This is a genomic window from Natrinema salinisoli, assembly GCF_020405205.1.
Classification (GTDB): Archaea; Halobacteriota; Halobacteria; order Halobacteriales; family Natrialbaceae; genus Natrinema; species Natrinema salinisoli.
This window is the reverse complement of the sequence record NZ_CP084469.1, coordinates 1,384,633-1,398,780: the sequence shown is the minus strand read 5'-3', so window position 1 is coordinate 1,398,780 and position 14,148 is coordinate 1,384,633. Positions and strand designations below refer to the sequence as shown.

At 64.5% G+C, this 14,148-nt stretch carries 18 protein-coding genes and 2 tRNA genes; 3 read left to right on the top strand and 17 right to left on the bottom strand.

Features of this window, described 5'->3' with window-relative positions:
• The first annotated feature begins 53 nt into the window (after positions 1-53).
• Together trkA and LDB05_RS06950 are read left to right on the top strand one after the other, a co-directional pair.
• Positions 54-1,385 carry a Trk system potassium transporter TrkA gene (trkA, locus tag LDB05_RS06955; RefSeq protein WP_226007196.1) on the top strand — a complete coding sequence of 444 codons (1,332 nt, stop codon included), beginning with the start codon at positions 54-56 and terminating at the stop codon, positions 1,383-1,385.
• 147 nt (positions 1,386-1,532) lie between these two features.
• A complete protein-coding gene (locus LDB05_RS06950) occupies positions 1,533-3,065 on the top strand; it encodes a TrkH family potassium uptake protein (protein ID WP_226007195.1) in 1,533 nt (510 codons plus the stop codon).
• Positions 3,066-3,106: 41 nt separating this feature from the next.
• Here the strand turns inward: LDB05_RS06950 and LDB05_RS06945 are convergent, their stop codons facing one another.
• Together LDB05_RS06945 and mvk are read right to left on the bottom strand one after the other, a co-directional pair.
• Positions 3,107-3,847, bottom strand: a complete 741-nt coding sequence (locus LDB05_RS06945) for an isopentenyl phosphate kinase (protein WP_226007194.1) — start codon at positions 3,845-3,847, stop codon at positions 3,107-3,109.
• The gene (mvk, locus tag LDB05_RS06940; protein ID WP_226007193.1) at positions 3,844-4,830 is read right to left on the bottom strand and encodes a mevalonate kinase; all 987 of its coding nucleotides are present in this window, start codon (positions 4,828-4,830) and stop codon (positions 3,844-3,846) included. The genes LDB05_RS06945 and mvk overlap by 4 nt, the downstream gene beginning before the upstream one ends.
• Positions 4,831-4,951: 121 nt before the next feature.
• Between mvk and LDB05_RS06935 the strand changes: the two genes are divergently transcribed.
• The gene (locus LDB05_RS06935) at positions 4,952-5,875 is read left to right on the top strand and encodes a thiamine-phosphate synthase family protein (RefSeq protein WP_226007192.1); all 924 of its coding nucleotides are present in this window, start codon (positions 4,952-4,954) and stop codon (positions 5,873-5,875) included.
• Positions 5,876-5,979: 104 nt separating this feature from the next.
• Here the strand turns inward: LDB05_RS06935 and LDB05_RS06930 are convergent, their stop codons facing one another.
• From LDB05_RS06930 to moaA, 15 genes are all read right to left on the bottom strand, one after another.
• Entirely contained in the window at positions 5,980-6,396 is a 417-nt protein-coding gene (locus LDB05_RS06930) for a hypothetical protein (protein ID WP_226007191.1), read from the bottom strand.
• Positions 6,397-6,585: 189 nt separating this feature from the next.
• Positions 6,586-7,395, bottom strand: a complete 810-nt coding sequence (gene rpsB, locus LDB05_RS06925; RefSeq protein WP_226007190.1) for a 30S ribosomal protein S2 — start codon at positions 7,393-7,395, stop codon at positions 6,586-6,588.
• The gene (eno, locus tag LDB05_RS06920) at positions 7,392-8,597 is read right to left on the bottom strand and encodes a phosphopyruvate hydratase (RefSeq protein WP_226007189.1); all 1,206 of its coding nucleotides are present in this window, start codon (positions 8,595-8,597) and stop codon (positions 7,392-7,394) included. Before eno ends, rpsB begins: the two co-directional genes overlap by 4 nt.
• Positions 8,594-8,779 (bottom strand): DNA-directed RNA polymerase subunit K, encoded by a 186-nt coding sequence (locus LDB05_RS06915; protein WP_006184680.1) that lies wholly within the window; start codon positions 8,777-8,779, stop codon positions 8,594-8,596. The genes eno and LDB05_RS06915 overlap by 4 nt, the downstream gene beginning before the upstream one ends.
• Before the next feature lie 2 nt (positions 8,780-8,781).
• Positions 8,782-8,976, bottom strand: coding sequence for a DNA-directed RNA polymerase subunit N (locus tag LDB05_RS06910; RefSeq protein WP_226007188.1), 195 nt, complete (start codon positions 8,974-8,976; stop codon positions 8,782-8,784).
• Positions 8,977-8,988: 12 nt separating this feature from the next.
• Positions 8,989-9,387 carry a 30S ribosomal protein S9 gene (locus tag LDB05_RS06905; RefSeq protein WP_226007187.1) on the bottom strand — a complete coding sequence of 133 codons (399 nt, stop codon included), beginning with the start codon at positions 9,385-9,387 and terminating at the stop codon, positions 8,989-8,991.
• Entirely contained in the window at positions 9,381-9,830 is a 450-nt protein-coding gene (locus tag LDB05_RS06900; RefSeq protein ID WP_226007186.1) for a 50S ribosomal protein L13, read from the bottom strand. The genes LDB05_RS06905 and LDB05_RS06900 overlap by 7 nt, the downstream gene beginning before the upstream one ends.
• Positions 9,827-10,180 carry a 50S ribosomal protein L18e gene (locus tag LDB05_RS06895; protein ID WP_226007185.1) on the bottom strand — a complete coding sequence of 118 codons (354 nt, stop codon included), beginning with the start codon at positions 10,178-10,180 and terminating at the stop codon, positions 9,827-9,829. The genes LDB05_RS06900 and LDB05_RS06895 overlap by 4 nt, the downstream gene beginning before the upstream one ends.
• A 159-nt stretch (positions 10,181-10,339) precedes the next feature.
• Positions 10,340-10,424: transfer RNA gene (locus LDB05_RS06890), tRNA-Leu, on the bottom strand.
• A gap of 129 nt (positions 10,425-10,553) precedes the next feature.
• Complete coding sequence (locus LDB05_RS06885) at positions 10,554-11,303, bottom strand: DNA-directed RNA polymerase subunit D (protein ID WP_226007184.1); 750 nt, start codon at positions 11,301-11,303, stop codon at positions 10,554-10,556.
• A 3-nt stretch (positions 11,304-11,306) separates the two neighbouring features.
• Positions 11,307-11,696, bottom strand: coding sequence for a 30S ribosomal protein S11 (locus LDB05_RS06880; RefSeq protein WP_226007183.1), 390 nt, complete (start codon positions 11,694-11,696; stop codon positions 11,307-11,309).
• Between the two features lies 1 nt (position 11,697).
• Complete coding sequence (locus LDB05_RS06875; protein ID WP_226007182.1) at positions 11,698-12,219, bottom strand: 30S ribosomal protein S4; 522 nt, start codon at positions 12,217-12,219, stop codon at positions 11,698-11,700.
• Complete coding sequence (locus LDB05_RS06870) at positions 12,219-12,752, bottom strand: 30S ribosomal protein S13 (protein WP_226007181.1); 534 nt, start codon at positions 12,750-12,752, stop codon at positions 12,219-12,221. Before LDB05_RS06870 ends, LDB05_RS06875 begins: the two co-directional genes overlap by 1 nt.
• Positions 12,753-12,825: 73 nt before the next feature.
• Positions 12,826-12,908: transfer RNA gene (locus tag LDB05_RS06865), tRNA-Ser, on the bottom strand.
• Between the two features lie 192 nt (positions 12,909-13,100).
• Complete coding sequence (gene moaA, locus LDB05_RS06860) at positions 13,101-14,072, bottom strand: GTP 3',8-cyclase MoaA (protein ID WP_226007180.1); 972 nt, start codon at positions 14,070-14,072, stop codon at positions 13,101-13,103.
• Between the last annotated feature and the right edge of the window lie 76 nt (positions 14,073-14,148).

The window sequence follows — 14,148 nt, the reverse complement described above, 5'->3', positions numbered from 1 at the left end:
TTGCCGGTCGCCCCGAAATCCGATTCAATAACTATGATTTCGGAGGGTCCGTCGTGTACGTGATCATCGTCGGGGCAGGCGAGGTCGGCCGTTCGATCGCCGCCAATCTGGAGGACACCCACGATGTCGCCCTGATCGATCGAGACCCCGCCACCGCCGAGGAGCTCACCTACTCTCTCGACGTGCTCACGGTCTGTGGCGACGGGACCGATCTCGAGTTGCTACGCGAGGCGGGGCTCGAGCAGGCGGATCTCGTCATCGCCTGTACGGACAACGACGAGACGAACGCGGTCGTCTGTGGTGCAGCGAAGGCCGCCTCGGACGCGTTTACCATCGCACGGGTGCGGCGCAGGACGCTGCTCGAGACGTGGCAGGGCTCGCAGGGTGCCTTCGGCGTCGACTTCATGGTCTGTACCGACCTGCTGACCGCACAGGCGATTTTCCGTATCTCCGGGGTGCCGAGCGCTCACGACGTCGATACGTTCGCCGGCGGTCTCATCCGCATGGCGGAGTTCGATATCCCAGTGGACAGTCCGATCGCGGACCGAACCGTGCGGGAGGCCGACTGCTACGATTCGCTCACCTTCGCCGCCATCTTCCGAGACGACGAGATGGTCGTGACCAGGGGCGACACGGTCATTCAGGGCGGCGACCGAGTCGTCGTGATCGGCAGTCCCGATTCGATCAACGAGTTCGCCGACGAAGTCGCACGGACGCCGGAGGAAGCCGAGGAGGTCGTCATCGTCGGTGCCAGCGAGATCGGGTTCCAGACCGCTCGCGAGTTCGAGGACCACGGCTTCCGTCCGCGGCTGATCGAGCGGGATCCCGACCGCGCCCGCGAAGTCGCCGAGGCGCTCCCGAACACGATGGTCATGGAGAACGACGCGACCGACGCCGAGTTCCTCGCCCGCGAACACGTCGACGAAGCCGACGTCGTGATCGCCGCCCTCGACAGCGACGAGAAGAACCTGCTCGTCTCCCTGCTCGCCGACCGCCTCGGCGTCGACCGAACCGTCGCCATCATTGAAACCCCCGAGTACGCCGATCTCTTCGAGACCGTCGGCGTCGACGTCGCGATCAACCCCCGCGAGGAGACCGCCGAAGAGATCGTCCGCTTCACTCGCACTGATCACACCGAGAAGGTCGCGATGCTCGAGCACGACCTCGCGGAGGTCATCGAGATCGAGGTCGGCGAGGACAGCGTCCTCGTCGGTCGACCGATCGCCGACGCGACGAACGATCTCCCGACGGGCGTCGTCATCGGTGCGATCTCACGGGGCGGCGAACACATCACGCCCCGCGGCTCGACGGTCGTCCAGCCCGGCGATCACGTCATCGTCTTCGTCGACGCGGCCGCGCTCGACGAGGTCATCGAGCTGATCTAGCGACGCTGCAATCGACCTCTTCGGCCGACAAACGCACCACTCGTATCGGATGTGTGTGTGTGGAACTGGTCACGATGGATTAATGAGATCGAATCCAAATGCCATTAGATACCGTGTCCAGACCTGACTACCCGTGTGGGGTGTGTTATGCGGATTCGAACTGACTGGCGGGCCAGCATCGCGCTCGTCGGTACCGTTTTGAAGTTTCTCTCCGTTCCGCTCGTGTTCCCGATCGTCGTGGCACTCATCTACAGTGACCCGGTGTTCCCGTTCGTCGCGACGATCGTGCTCACGATCGCCCTCGGCTACGGCCTCGAGCGGCTCAGCCCGGACCCGGACCTGCAGGTCCGTGAGGCCATGCTCTTCGTGGCGATGTCGTGGTTGGCCGTCGCGATCGTCGGTGCAGTCCCCTACGTGATCGCGGGCTGGGGAACCGAATCGACGCTCGCTCACCCCGTCAACGCGCTGTTCGAGTCGATGTCCGGCTTTACGACGACCGGGGCGACTGTTCTCGGGGAGATCTCGTTCGATCGCCACTCGCACGCGATACTGATGTGGCGACAGCTCACCCAGTGGCTCGGCGGAATGGGAATCATCGTGTTGATGGTCGCGATCCTCCCCGAGCTGGCGGTCAGCGGGGCACAGCTCGTCGAATCGGAAGCGCCGGGGCCGCAGTTACAGAAACTCACGCCGCGTATCGCCGAGACGGCGCGCATCCTCTGGCTCGTCTACTTCGCCTTTACCGTCGTCTTCATCGCGATCCTCTACGGCCTGAATCAGGCGGGGTTGGCCCCCAACATGGGACTCTACAACGCCATTGCTCACGGGTTCACGACGCTCCCGACGGGCGGATTCTCGCCTGAATCGAGGAGTATCGCGGCGTTCTCACCGATCGTTCAATGGACGTTCATCCCGTTCATCATTATCGCCGGAACCAACTTCGCCCTGTTCTGGCACGTCTTCAGCGGCGAGAGACGGCGCTTCGTCCGTAACTCCGAATTTCGGGCGTATATCGGTGCAATCGTTGGGCTTACCGTCTTACTTGCAGGAATCCTCTATGCGGGTGCCGCACCGGAACTGGGGAAACTCGGCGGCGTAACTGCGGGTGCGTTCGAAAATTCACTGCGCCAGAGCGCCTTCCAGGTCGTCTCGCTACTGAACTCGACCGGCTACGCGACCAGTGACTTCATCGAGTGGTCGTCGACGGGCAAAATCGTGCTCCTCTTCGCGATGCTCGTCGGCGGCTGTGCCGGCTCGACCGGCGGGGGCGTCAAGGTCGTTCGATGGCTGATCGTGTTCAAGGTGCTCCGTCGGGAGCTGTTCACGGCATCCCATCCCGAAGTCGTCCGTCCGATTCGGCTCGGCGGCAACGTCGTCGACGAGGACGCCATTCGCGGCGTGCTCGGCTTCACGTTCATGTACCTCTTCATCTTCGCCCTCGCGACACTGCTCATCGCGCTCGACGCCAACCATCTGATCGAGACGCCGCTAGAAGCGTTCAGCGCGAGCCTCGCGACGATCGGGAACATCGGTCCCGGCTTCGGGTTCCTCGGCCCCTTCGGCAGTTACGCCGATTTCCCGATGTTCTCGAAACTCCTGATGATCTTCCTCATGTGGATCGGTCGGCTGGAGATCATTCCGGTCCTCGTTATGTTCACGGGCGGGTTCTGGACCCGGTAAAAAGAGCACTCAGTATTCGCTCTCTTCGTTTTCGCTGTGTCTTAGTCGATCGTCGTCCCCGGATTCTCCCCCTCGAGGAACGACTCGAGCGCCTCGAGTCCGAAAATAGACGCCTCGGCCTCGAGGGCGAGCAGCGTCCGGACCTTGCCCGCCATCCCGCCGGTGACGTCGGTCGCGTCGCTCGCTCCGAGTACTGCCGCGACGGCGTCGAACTCGTCGATCCGGTCGATCACCGCATCATCTCCGTCTAACACGCCGGGGACCGTCGAACAGAGGCCGACGCGATCCGCCTCGAGCGTCCGGGCGAGGTCCGCCACGAGTTCGTCGCCGCTGACGACTGTCGCGCCCGCGCCGGCGTGAGCGATCACGTCGCCGTGGAGGACGGGAACGAATCCCTCCGCAAGCATGGTTTCGACCTGTCCGGTCGGCAGATCGAGCTCCCCCTCGCTATCCCGGGCGGCCGCCGAGAAGGGATGGACCGGCACCGCCTGGACGTCGCGCTCGAGCAAGCGTCCCAGAACGAACTGGTTCAGGGTCTTCATCGCGCCGTGGATGTCGAGCACCGCGGTCGCGTCGCGTGTCCCCTCGGTCGTGCTGACGCCGTGTTCGCTGGCGTTGTAGTGGCCGAAGCTCCCGCCGCCGTGGACGACGACGAGGTCCTCCAGCCCGCCGTCGATCGCCGCCGCGATGGCGTCGGCCGCCCGTTCGAGGGCTTCGCCGTCGAGCGTCTCCGGGCGGTCCTTCTCGGTGATGACGCTGCCGCCGAGTTTCAGGACGATCATTCGAGTCGCTCCACCCCCGTTTCGGTGAGTTCTGCGCGGAAGGCGTCCTCACAGCCCGGGGTGAACGAGAGGGCCGTCTCCGTCTCGTCGGTCGGATCGAGCGCGACGATACAGCCGCCGCCGCCGGCTCCGGTGAGCTTCGCGCCGTGAGCGCCCGCGTCGCGAGCCGCCCAGACCATCGTATCGAGCGAGCGCGAGGAGACGCCCAGCGCGGAGAGGAGGCCGTGGTTGAAGTCCATCAGCCGACCGATCTCCTCGACGTCACCGTCGGCGAGCGCGTCCTCGCCGTTCCGGACCACGTCCCCGATGGCTTCGACCGTGTCGGCCGCGAAGTCGTACTCCTCGCGCAGGCTGCGAACCCCGGCGACCAGCTGGCCGGTATCCCCCGCCCCGCCGTCGAAGCCGATCACGATCGGCAGATCGGGCGCCTCGAGCGACCGACAGTCCTCCCCCTCGACCCGAACTGCACCACCGGTCGCCGAACAGAACGTGTCGGCACGCGAGGCCTGGCCGTCCTGGACCTGCGACTCCGTCCGGTAGGCTCGATCGGCGAGTTCCTCGGGCTCGAGGGTGACGCCCAGTTCGCGGGTCGCGGCGTCGATGGCGGCGACGACGACCGCCGCCGAGGAGCCGAGGCCCGCACCGAGCGGGATGTCGCTCTCGATCGTGACGTCGAAGCCGGCGTCCTCCGCGCCGGTGACCGCACGGACCTGTTCGATCGCGCCGTCGACGTACTGCGTCGCGGCCGTCACGAGTGACTCCGGAACGTCCACGTCGGGCCGGCTATCGGCGGTGGCCCCGTACTCCACCGTGAACCCGTTGAGGCTGAGATCTTCGGCATTGACCCGGAGATGTCCATCGTCTCGTCGTTCTACCTCGACTCGCGCCCGCCGTTCGATCGCACATGGAACGGCGGGTTCCCCGTAAACCACCGCGTGCTCCCCGAACAAGTACACCTTCCCGGGAGCGCTCGAGCGTGTCATGCCCGGCGGTTCGCACGACGGGAAGTAATACCTGTCTGTGTCGTCGCTGTCGTCCACCCGTGGCTTCGCCGGTCCACCGATCCCGGTCGGACTTATAGTTCTGCAACCGAACGTCGGTCGTATGTCGCTCGTCCTTCCGAGTGAACTCGTCGTCGATCGATTCCTGCCGACGGTACGGGCGATGCTGGCCGCCCGACTCGCCGAGCGCGGGTTAACCCAACAGGAGATCGCCGCCGAACTCGGCGTGACACAGGCCGCCGTCAGCAAATATATCGGCGGCGAGAGCGGCGGCGACGACCGCTTTCGGAACGACCCCGAAACCGTCGCCACCGTCGATCGCATCGCCGACGGACTCGCCGGCGGCGAGATCGACGGCTACGACGCCCTCGCCGAACTCCTCTCGCTCGTCCGGACGCTCGAGGACCGCGGCCCGATCTGCGAACTCCACGAGGAGGCGATGCCTGAACTGCAGGGACTGAGCTGTGACCTCTGCGTCCGCGGGCTCGATCCGGACGTCCGAGCGGAGCGTGACGTCCTCGGAAGCGTCCGCACCGCCGCACGCACGCTCGCCTCGATTCCCGGTATGGCGGAGTATATCCCGAACGTGGGGACCAACGTCGGCATGTGCCTGCCCGATCCACGCGACGAGACCGACGTCGCCGCGATCCCCGGCCGAATCTACGCCATGGGCGGCCGGATCGAGATCCCGGCGAACCCCGAATTCGGCGCGTCGAAACACGTCGCGACGGCAGTCCTCGCGGCAACGAGCGTCGACCCCGAGGTCCACAGCGCGATCAATATAGCCACCGACGACGACCTGCTCGCGGCCGCGCGGGCGATGGGTATCGATCCCCTCGAGTTCGACGCCGACTACGAGGACCGCGACGATCATCTCCGGACTCGGTTCGCAGACCGCGGCGCGGTCCCCCGCGTCGCCTACCACCGCGGTGCATTCGGCATCGAACCCGCGACCTACGTCTTCGGGTCGACTGCCGTCGAGGCCGCCGAACTGGTCGAGGACCTGCTCGAGACCATATCGGCGTGACGATCAGCGCCTCACCGCCGCGTCATGTCATTTCCGATCGTCGATGCTACCCACGTGAGGCTCACACTGATTTCTCGCGGACCCACCCCGTTCGCGAGCCGGGCTTAGCCGCTGAGTTCACACCCGGAGTTTCCGCTTTCCAGTTCGTACTCGAGGGTCTGACAGCCGACAACCAGTCGATCCGGAATTTCCTCAGCGTTCGCGTAGAGGCTCTCGAGAACGATAGCCACTTCCTCGAAGTCGCGACCTCGATAGGCGCGCAGCGGATCGCTCTCCCACTGGACGAACCCGTTCGCCTCCAGAAGCGGGAGATGGCGGTGTTGTAATTGAAGTCGTAGTCGATCGAAATCCGTCCCACCGTTTGCGCTCGCCGCTGTCTCCGGCAACGAGACGGGCTCGCCGGGGGGAACGTCGATCAGTGCGTCGACGATCTGTCGACGCGGTTCGGCCGAGAGAGCGGTAAACACCTCGTCCCACCGCGATATCACGTCTTCCGGGCCCCGTGACGGTGAACTGTCCATAACAATCATGACAGTCCAGCACACAGTAAAGCTTGTGGGTAGATCTCGGGTGTCACTCGCTCTGCACCAGCGCTTCGAGCGATCCAGCGGAGTGTCGGTATCACAGTCCGATAGCGACGGCTTTCCCTCTTGACACACGGTAGAACGGCCACGAGAAAACGAACAGTATCGTCGTCGAATTCGAACGGATTAGACGCCGCTTTCGAAGTCCTCGAGCGAGTACGACGGCTCGGCGCCGCGGCGGTCGAGGACCTCGTTGGCGAGGAGCCAGTAGACGACCGAGAGGGCCTTGCGACCCTTGTTGTTCGTCGGGACGACGAGGTCGACGTTACTGACCTGGTTGTTCGAGTCACACATCGCGATGACCGGGATGCCGACCGTGATGGCCTCCTTGACGGCCTGGGCGTCGCCGATCGGGTCAGTGACGACCAGCACGTCCGGCTCGATGTAGCCGTCGTACTTCGGGTTCGTCAGGGTACCCGGGATGAAGCGGCCGGTGCGGGCGCGAGCGCCCACGGCCTCGGCGAACTTCTCCGCCGGGAACCGACCGTACTGGCGACTCGAGGTGACGAGGATCTGCTCGGGGTCGTAGTTCGCGAGGAAGTCCGCGGCCGTGCGGATACGGCCGTCGGTCTTCGAGACGTCGAGCACGTAGAGGCCGTCGGTTCGGACGCGGTGGATGAACCGCTCCATGTCCTCGGTCTTCTGCTGGGTCCCGATGTGGACGCCGGCGCCGAGGTAGTCCTCGACAGGAATCAGCAGGTCCGCCTCCTCGTCGGACATGACGTCGTCGTCGAGGGTCGGACCGGCGTCCTCCTCGTCGACGTCGTCGGTTTCTTCGGCGTCTGCCGCGGGCGCTCCCTCGGCGTCGGCGGGCTGTTCGTCTACTGGCTCGACGTCGTCGGCGTCGGCGGCGGGGCCAGCCCCTTCGGCTGGCTCCTCGTCGATCGCCTCCTCGGCGGCGTCGAGCCCTTCCTGGGTTGCATCGTTCTCTGTCATGTCGCGTCGTCTGCGATTCGAATGAGCTCGTTGAGCTTTGCGGTTCGCTCGCCGCCGACGGCACCCGTCTTGATGAAGGGCGCGTCGGTCGCAACGGCGAGGTGTGCGATCGTCGTGTCCTCGGTCTCGCCCGAGCGGTGGGAGACGACCGAGTCGTATCCGTTCTCCGTCGCGAGTTCGATCGCGTCGAACGCGTCCGTCAGCGTCCCGATCTGGTTCGGCTTGATCAGGATGCTGTTGGCCGCGCCGCGATCGATCCCCTCGACGAGACGGTCAGTGTTGGTGACGAACAGGTCGTCACCGCAGATCAGTGTCTGGTCGCCGACTTCGTCCGTAAGGTCGGCGAAGGCGTCGTAATCGTCCTCGTCGAGGGGATCCTCGACGTAGACGAGGTCGTACTCCTCGACCAGCTCGGCGATGTAGGCGATCTGCTCGTCGGTGTCGCGGCTCCGATCGCTGTACTCGTACGTTCCGGAGTCGGAATCGTACAGTTCGGCGCCCGCGACGTCGAGTCCGAAGCCGATGTTGAAGCCGACTTCGTCCTGCACCATCGAAACCGCCTCGGCGACGAGTTCGAACGCCTCGCTGTCGTCGATCGACGGCGCCCACGCGCCCTCGTCACCTTTGCCACAGGGAAGATCGCGTTCCTCGAGCAGGTCGGCGACGGCGGCGTGGACGGCCGCGTTGGCGAAGACCGCGTCCTCGACGCTCGGCGCGCCGACGGGTGCGGCGAGGAACTCCTGAATGTCGGTCGCGTCGGCGGCGTGTTCGCCGCCGCCGACGACGTTCCCGAGCGGAACCGGGAAGTTGTCGCCGCGGAACGTGCCGCCGAGGTGCTGAAAGAGCGGGGCACCGAGCACGTCGGCGCCGGCCTTGGCAGCCGCCATCGAGATCGCGACCGCGCTGTTGGCACCGATCTCCGAGAAGTCGTCGGTACCGTCTGCGGCGTGCAGGATGGCGTCGACTTCCCGCTGGTTGCCCGCGTAGGCCTCGCCGACGAGTCGGGGAACGGCGTGTTCCCGGGCCGCCGCGATCGCCTCGCCCGGCGGTCGCTCGACGGCCTCGTACTCGCCGGTGCTGGCACCGCTGGGTGCCGCAGCGCGACCGAACCCGCCGCTCTCGGTCACGACGTCGGCTTCGACCGTCGGGTTTCCTCGAGAGTCGAGGATCCGGCGGAGCCGGACGTCGGTGATGAGCGTCATTTCCGGTCGTACCCCCGCTTGACGGTAAAGGGCAACACGCCGGCGTCGTACTCCTCGGCGGCGATGAGGATCGGTTGGGTCTGCTCCGTCTCGATCAACACCGGCGCGCCGTAGGAGACCTGCAGCGCTCGAGCGCCGAGGATGCGTGCCTTCTCGTAGCGGTTGTGCTGTTGTTGTTGCATTGTTACTGGTACGGGGAGACGACGTCGACGAGGTCCTTGTGACTGACGAGCATGCGCCGACAGCAGTAGCGGTCGACACCGAGGTCGTCGAGGACCTTCTCGGGATCCTCGTCGCCCTCGTTCGCTCGCTCGTCGAACGCTTCCCAGTGTTCGGCGACGACGTTGCCACAGGTGAAACACCGGACCGGTACCATCATGTCTGAATCACCTTAGCGGTAGGACTTCTGGTAGCGCGCCCGAGCGCCCGGGCCGCCCCACTTCTTCGGTTCGGACTGGCGAACGTCGTTGACCAGCAGCGAGCGGTCGAACTCCATGAACGCGTCGCGGAGTTCGGCGTCGTTGGTCTCCTGGACGATCCCGCGTGCGATCGCGGTTCGAACGGCGTCTGCCTGCCCGCTGATGCCGCCACCCTCGACGCGGACGTCGATGTCCATCTCGTCACGCAGGTCGTCGTCGACGATGCGGAACGGCTCGAGCATCTTGAGCCGGGACATCTCGGGTTCGACCAGTTCGACGGGTTGGGAATTGATTCGAACGCGACCCTCGCCTTCGCGCACCGTGGCGCGAGCGACGGCCGTCTTTTTCTTGCCACTCGTGTTGGTTACCATGTGACGTTAGCACCTAACTGTTCGGACACTTCGTGTAGGTGAACGAAGCGGATGTTCGACAGGCGATCCAGCGACGTTCCCTCGAGGACTTCCGACTCGTGGTCGTCGTCGTGCTCGTAGGGGTTGCCGACGTAGACGCGAACGCTGTCGAGGGCCTCGCGGCCACGGGGTTTCTTGTACGGCAGCATCCCGCGAACGGACCGCTTGAAGATCGTGTCCGGTCGCTTGGGATAGTAGGGCCCGCGGTCCGAGCCCAGCTCTAGCCGCGTGCGGTACGTCTCGAAGATGTCTTCCTTGTCGCCGGTGATAACCGCGTCCTCGGCGTTGACGATCGCGACGCGGTCGCCGTCCAGCGCGCGCTGGGCGACCTCGCTCGCGACTCGGCCGAGAATACAGTCCTGTGCGTCGACGACGAGATCTGCGTCGAACTCTGCGAGACTCATCGAATCACCCGGACGTTAGACCCTTCGGGGTTGTCCTCGAGGGCTTCCTCGAGTGGGACCGTCTCGCCGACCTGTTCGATCTTCGTCTCTGCGGACGAAGAGAAGTTGACGGCAGCGACGGTGACGTTCTTCTGTAGTGCGCCGGATCCCAGCACTTTGCCGGGAACGACGACAGTCTCTTCTTCGCGTGCGTATCGCTCGATACGGCCCAGGTTTACCTCAGCGTGTGTGCGCCGGGGCTTCTCGAGTCGATCCGCAACGTCTCGCCAGACGTCGGCGCCCGCTTCGCGGGACGTCGACTTCAGCTCGGCGATAAGATCGTTGAGCCTCGGATTAGTCTTGCTACTCATTGGTATCCTCCAACTGCTAACTGATCGACGACGCGAGGAACTGCGCCGTCGACTGTGGAATCGAAATTGTTGTACTGCCGAACGAACCCGGTCGCGAAGCGATCGTGATCGAACCACGATCGACTCCGTCCCGACTGTCGCTCGGTCGTAGAGAAGTGATGCAGGGAGCAGGATTTGAACCTGCGGACTCCTACGAGACAGCGCCCTGAACGCTGCGCCGTTGGCCTAACTTGGCTATCCCTGCTCGCACTTCCGTCTACCCGTCGCCCCTTCAAACCCCTTTCGATTCCAGCGGAGACGCGATCGCCGGTCTCGTCGCTCACGGCGTCGGCGAGCGGCGTCTCCTGAGTGGGTTGGGGGCGTCGGTTCATATCTACAGCTGTACTGCGTCTTCGAGTTCGGTCGCGCGTTCTGCGAGCGTATCCGCGGCCCGCGTCACGAGCTCCTCGATGGGGAACGAGCCGTCTGTCTCCACGTGGAAGACGAAGGCGTTCGGCACGTCCTCGACCCGGACCTCTTTGCCCGGATAGCGGTTCGAGAGATCGTGGTCGAACTCGCTCGTCGACACCAGTTCGCCCTCGTCCTCGATAACGCCGCGAATGATCCGACTCTCCTCGTCTTCGAACTCCGGAAGATCACCGTCGACCTCCACGCGCTGGAGGTGTCGGTACCCGACCGCGACCCCGCCCTGGTGTTTGGCGTGGTCCTTCCCGCGGTCGATCACAGCGTCGGCCTCGGCCTCGAGGCGCTGGTCGTCTTTGAGTTCGATGATCGGAACGTTCTCGTCCGCGGGTTGGACGAGGTCGTCGCTGGAGACGAGATCGCCGGAGTAGGCGGTTGCCGGCCCTTCGACGTCGATCGAGAGCGTGACGGTATCGTCCTCGGCGAACTCGCCGACCGGCGGCGTCGTCAGCGGGACGAGCCCGAGTCGCAAAGCGAGTTGCTCGTCGAACATCACCGACGAGTTCTCGACGAACCGAACGGTGTCGACGGCCATCGTCGGCACGTCGGCGACCATCGCTCGACGGATCCCGTTAGCGAACCCGGGTGTCACGCCGCGGACGATGAATCGGGCTTCCCGATCCTCGCGTTCGACGAACTCGACGTCGTACTCTGCAGTCATGGTCTAGTAGCCGCCCTTCCCTTTCGGAGCGCGCGATCCGTCGTGCGGGACCGGCGTGACGTCCTCGATGCGCCCGATCTCGATGCCCGAACGGGCGAGCGCACGGATCGTCGCCTGTGCACCCGGACCGGGGGATTTCTGCAGGTTGCCGCCGGGGCCGCGCACGTGAACGTGCAGGCCCGTGATGCCGGCCGCTTTGACCTCTTCGGCGACGGACTCGGCCATCTGCATGGCCGCGTACGGCGACGCCTCGTCGCGGTTTTGCTTGACCGCGGTCCCACCGGAGGACTTGGCGATCGTCTCCGCGCCCGTGAGGTCGGTCACGGTCATGACGGTGTTGTTGAACGATGCGTGTACGTGGGCAATGCCCCATTTGTCGTCGTCCTGACTCATGTTATTGGCCCTCCGCGCGTTCCGGGTGGAGGTCGTCCGCGAGCGAGCTGTTCTCGTCGAAGGCCACCAGGTCCTCCTCGTCGACGTCGACGACGTAGGACGGGATGCTGTGGCGCTGCCCGTCGACCACGATGTGGCCGTGGGTGATGAACTGGCGGGCCTGCTGGGTCGTGTTCGCCAGTCCGTTCCGGTAGACGATCGTCTGCAGTCGGCGCTCGAGGATGTCCTCGATCTCGAGCGACAGGATGTCGCCGAGCTCGTCGGTCTCGTCGAGGATGCCGACGCGCTTGAGCCGACCGAGGAACTCCTCGGAGCGGCGGATGACGGTTTCGTCGTCCTGGGCCTGGCCGAGCAGTTCTCGGGCCTCGCGCCGGTAGGAGCGAAGCTCGGACTGTGCTCGCCAGAGCTCTTCCTTGTTCTTGAGCCCGTAGCGGTCGACGAGGGAGTGTTCGGATGCAATGCGCTCACCCTGGTAGGGGTGGTTCGGCGTTTCGTATTGCTTGGTGTCAGTGCCGAGTGGCATTATTCACCCTCGTCCTCTTCTTCTTCGGCCGCGGCGGCCTCTTCGGCCTGTTCTTCGCGGATCTCTTCGACGTTGACTCCGATGGTGCCCTCCGTACGACCGGTGGACTTGGTTCGCTGACCGCGAACCTTCTGGCCGCGCTTGTGGCGGGACCCTTTGTAGGAGTCGATCATCTTCATCCGGTTGATGTCGTGCTGTCGAGTCAACTGGAGATCGTTGCCGATCTCGTGGGTCGTTTCACCGCTGTAGAAGTCGTCCTGGCGGTTGTTGAGCCAGTCCGGGACTTCCGCAGCGTAGTTCTCGACGACTTCGATGACGCCATCGATGACGTCGTCGTCGAGACGGCCGAACGTCGCCGTTCGGTCGACACCCGCTTCGTCGGCGATGAGCCGGGCGGTTCGGCGACCGATCCCGTTCATCTCCGAGAGCGAGCGCTCGACGGACTTCGTCCCATCGAGGTCGGTTTGCCCGATGCGAACGAAGTATCGAAGATCTTCGTCGTCTTCTTGTTCTTGAGGTTCTTCGGCGCTCATATTGTCGTGTATCTGTGTCTGGTCTGCGAGCGTTGCAAATCGACTGGCGGGAAAACGCCAGCGAAGTGTCCGACGTTGTGGCGGGGATTCGAACCCCGGAGGCTTGACGCCACATGGTTAGCAACCATGCGCCTTGGGCCGCTTGGCTACCACAACACCGTCCGTCTATCATCGCCCTCCCGGACTCGGGGATCACTCCCCTACACGTATTGCACCCGAACCTACCCCCGTCGACTACTTAAGGGCAACGAAAGGTGGCGGCCGCTCGTGTGGTCCTCTCTGTCGTGATTCCGCCGCTCGGGTCGGAGAAAGAGACGGTTCGGACCGGGCGGTACCTGATGCTGTCAGCTACACTCCCGCGTACTCTTCGATGTACTTCTCGTTGATTTCCCACTGGCCCTCGTCGTTCTGGACCATGTACTCGCCGTAGTAGGGGACCCGATTCGCGACGGTCTCGCGGAAGGCATCCCTGATCTCCGGTTTCGTCATCTCGCCCATCGACTTGAGATCGTCGTTGCGGTTGAGACACCCCTTCAGGTAGCCTTCGTGCGTGACCCGAACGCGGTGGCAGTTCGCACAGAAGGTGGGGTTCTCCACGGGATCGACGATTTCGACCATGCCCCCATCGACCCAGTACCGTTTGCGGTCGTGCATCTCGCGATGCTCGATCTCGTCGGCCTGCTCGGCCAGCCAGTCGTGGACCCGCCCGATGTCGATGTTCCACTCCGGCTTGCCCGTCAGCTCGGGCATGTACTCGATCAACTGGAGCTGAAGCCCGTCGTTTTCCGCGACGTGGTCGACCATCTCCGGCACGTACCCCGCAGTGTGCTCGAAGACGACCATGTTGAGCTTGACCGGGTCCAACCCTGCGTCGAGCGCCGCCTCGACGCCCTCGAGCACCTTCTCGTAAGCCCCGCTCTTCGTCACCGCGGCGAAGTCCTCGGGATCGAGCGCGTCCTGGGAGACGTTGACCCGCTCGAGGCCGGCGTCGACGAGGTCCTCGGCGCGGCCGGGGAGGAACGTGCCGTTAGTCGTCAGCGAGACCTCCATTTGCTCCGGCGTGCGTTCGATGATCTCCTCGAGATCCTGTCGCAACATCGGCTCTCCACCCGTGAACTTGACCGCGTCGACGTCGAACTCGGCGGCGACCTCGAGAAATCGGACGACGTCGTCGGTCGACATCTCGTCGTCCTGGGGATCCATCGGTCCGCGAGTGTCCCCGAGCCCCTCGTTGTGACAGTAGACGCAGTCGAAATTACACCGATCAGTGAGAGAGACACGTACCCCAGTTACCTCCCGCCCGAATTCGTCGGCGAGCATACCATCGATTTGCAGTCGGATCCGCTTAAACACGCCGGGGAGTTCGGGTGGATGGTAACTGATTTCGGTTTCGAAT

What these genes read in the sequence shown, in the direction of transcription:
- LDB05_RS06930 (WP_226007191.1), bottom strand. Translation starts at nt 6,396, where the DNA reads ATGGACAGTTCACCGTCACGGGGCCCGGAAGACGTGATATCGCGGTGG.
- LDB05_RS06935 (WP_226007192.1), top strand. Translation starts at nt 4,952, where the DNA reads ATGTCGCTCGTCCTTCCGAGTGAACTCGTCGTCGATCGATTCCTGCCG.
- LDB05_RS06885 (WP_226007184.1), bottom strand. Translation starts at nt 11,303, where the DNA reads ATGACTGCAGAGTACGACGTCGAGTTCGTCGAACGCGAGGATCGGGAA.
- LDB05_RS06905 (WP_226007187.1), bottom strand. Translation starts at nt 9,387, where the DNA reads ATGGTAACCAACACGAGTGGCAAGAAAAAGACGGCCGTCGCTCGCGCC.
- mvk (WP_226007193.1), bottom strand. Translation starts at nt 4,830, where the DNA reads ATGACACGCTCGAGCGCTCCCGGGAAGGTGTACTTGTTCGGGGAGCAC.
- LDB05_RS06915 (WP_006184680.1), bottom strand. Translation starts at nt 8,779, where the DNA reads ATGCAACAACAACAGCACAACCGCTACGAGAAGGCACGCATCCTCGGC.
- LDB05_RS06880 (WP_226007183.1), bottom strand. Translation starts at nt 11,696, where the DNA reads ATGAGTCAGGACGACGACAAATGGGGCATTGCCCACGTACACGCATCG.
- rpsB (WP_226007190.1), bottom strand. Translation starts at nt 7,395, where the DNA reads ATGACAGAGAACGATGCAACCCAGGAAGGGCTCGACGCCGCCGAGGAG.
- moaA (WP_226007180.1), bottom strand. Translation starts at nt 14,072, where the DNA reads ATGCTCGCCGACGAATTCGGGCGGGAGGTAACTGGGGTACGTGTCTCT.
- LDB05_RS06870 (WP_226007181.1), bottom strand. Translation starts at nt 12,752, where the DNA reads ATGAGCGCCGAAGAACCTCAAGAACAAGAAGACGACGAAGATCTTCGA.
- LDB05_RS06950 (WP_226007195.1), top strand. Translation starts at nt 1,533, where the DNA reads ATGCGGATTCGAACTGACTGGCGGGCCAGCATCGCGCTCGTCGGTACC.
- LDB05_RS06895 (WP_226007185.1), bottom strand. Translation starts at nt 10,180, where the DNA reads ATGAGTAGCAAGACTAATCCGAGGCTCAACGATCTTATCGCCGAGCTG.
- LDB05_RS06900 (WP_226007186.1), bottom strand. Translation starts at nt 9,830, where the DNA reads ATGAGTCTCGCAGAGTTCGACGCAGATCTCGTCGTCGACGCACAGGAC.
- LDB05_RS06945 (WP_226007194.1), bottom strand. Translation starts at nt 3,847, where the DNA reads ATGATCGTCCTGAAACTCGGCGGCAGCGTCATCACCGAGAAGGACCGC.
- LDB05_RS06875 (WP_226007182.1), bottom strand. Translation starts at nt 12,219, where the DNA reads ATGCCACTCGGCACTGACACCAAGCAATACGAAACGCCGAACCACCCC.
- LDB05_RS06910 (WP_226007188.1), bottom strand. Translation starts at nt 8,976, where the DNA reads ATGATGGTACCGGTCCGGTGTTTCACCTGTGGCAACGTCGTCGCCGAA.
- eno (WP_226007189.1), bottom strand. Translation starts at nt 8,597, where the DNA reads ATGACGCTCATCACCGACGTCCGGCTCCGCCGGATCCTCGACTCTCGA.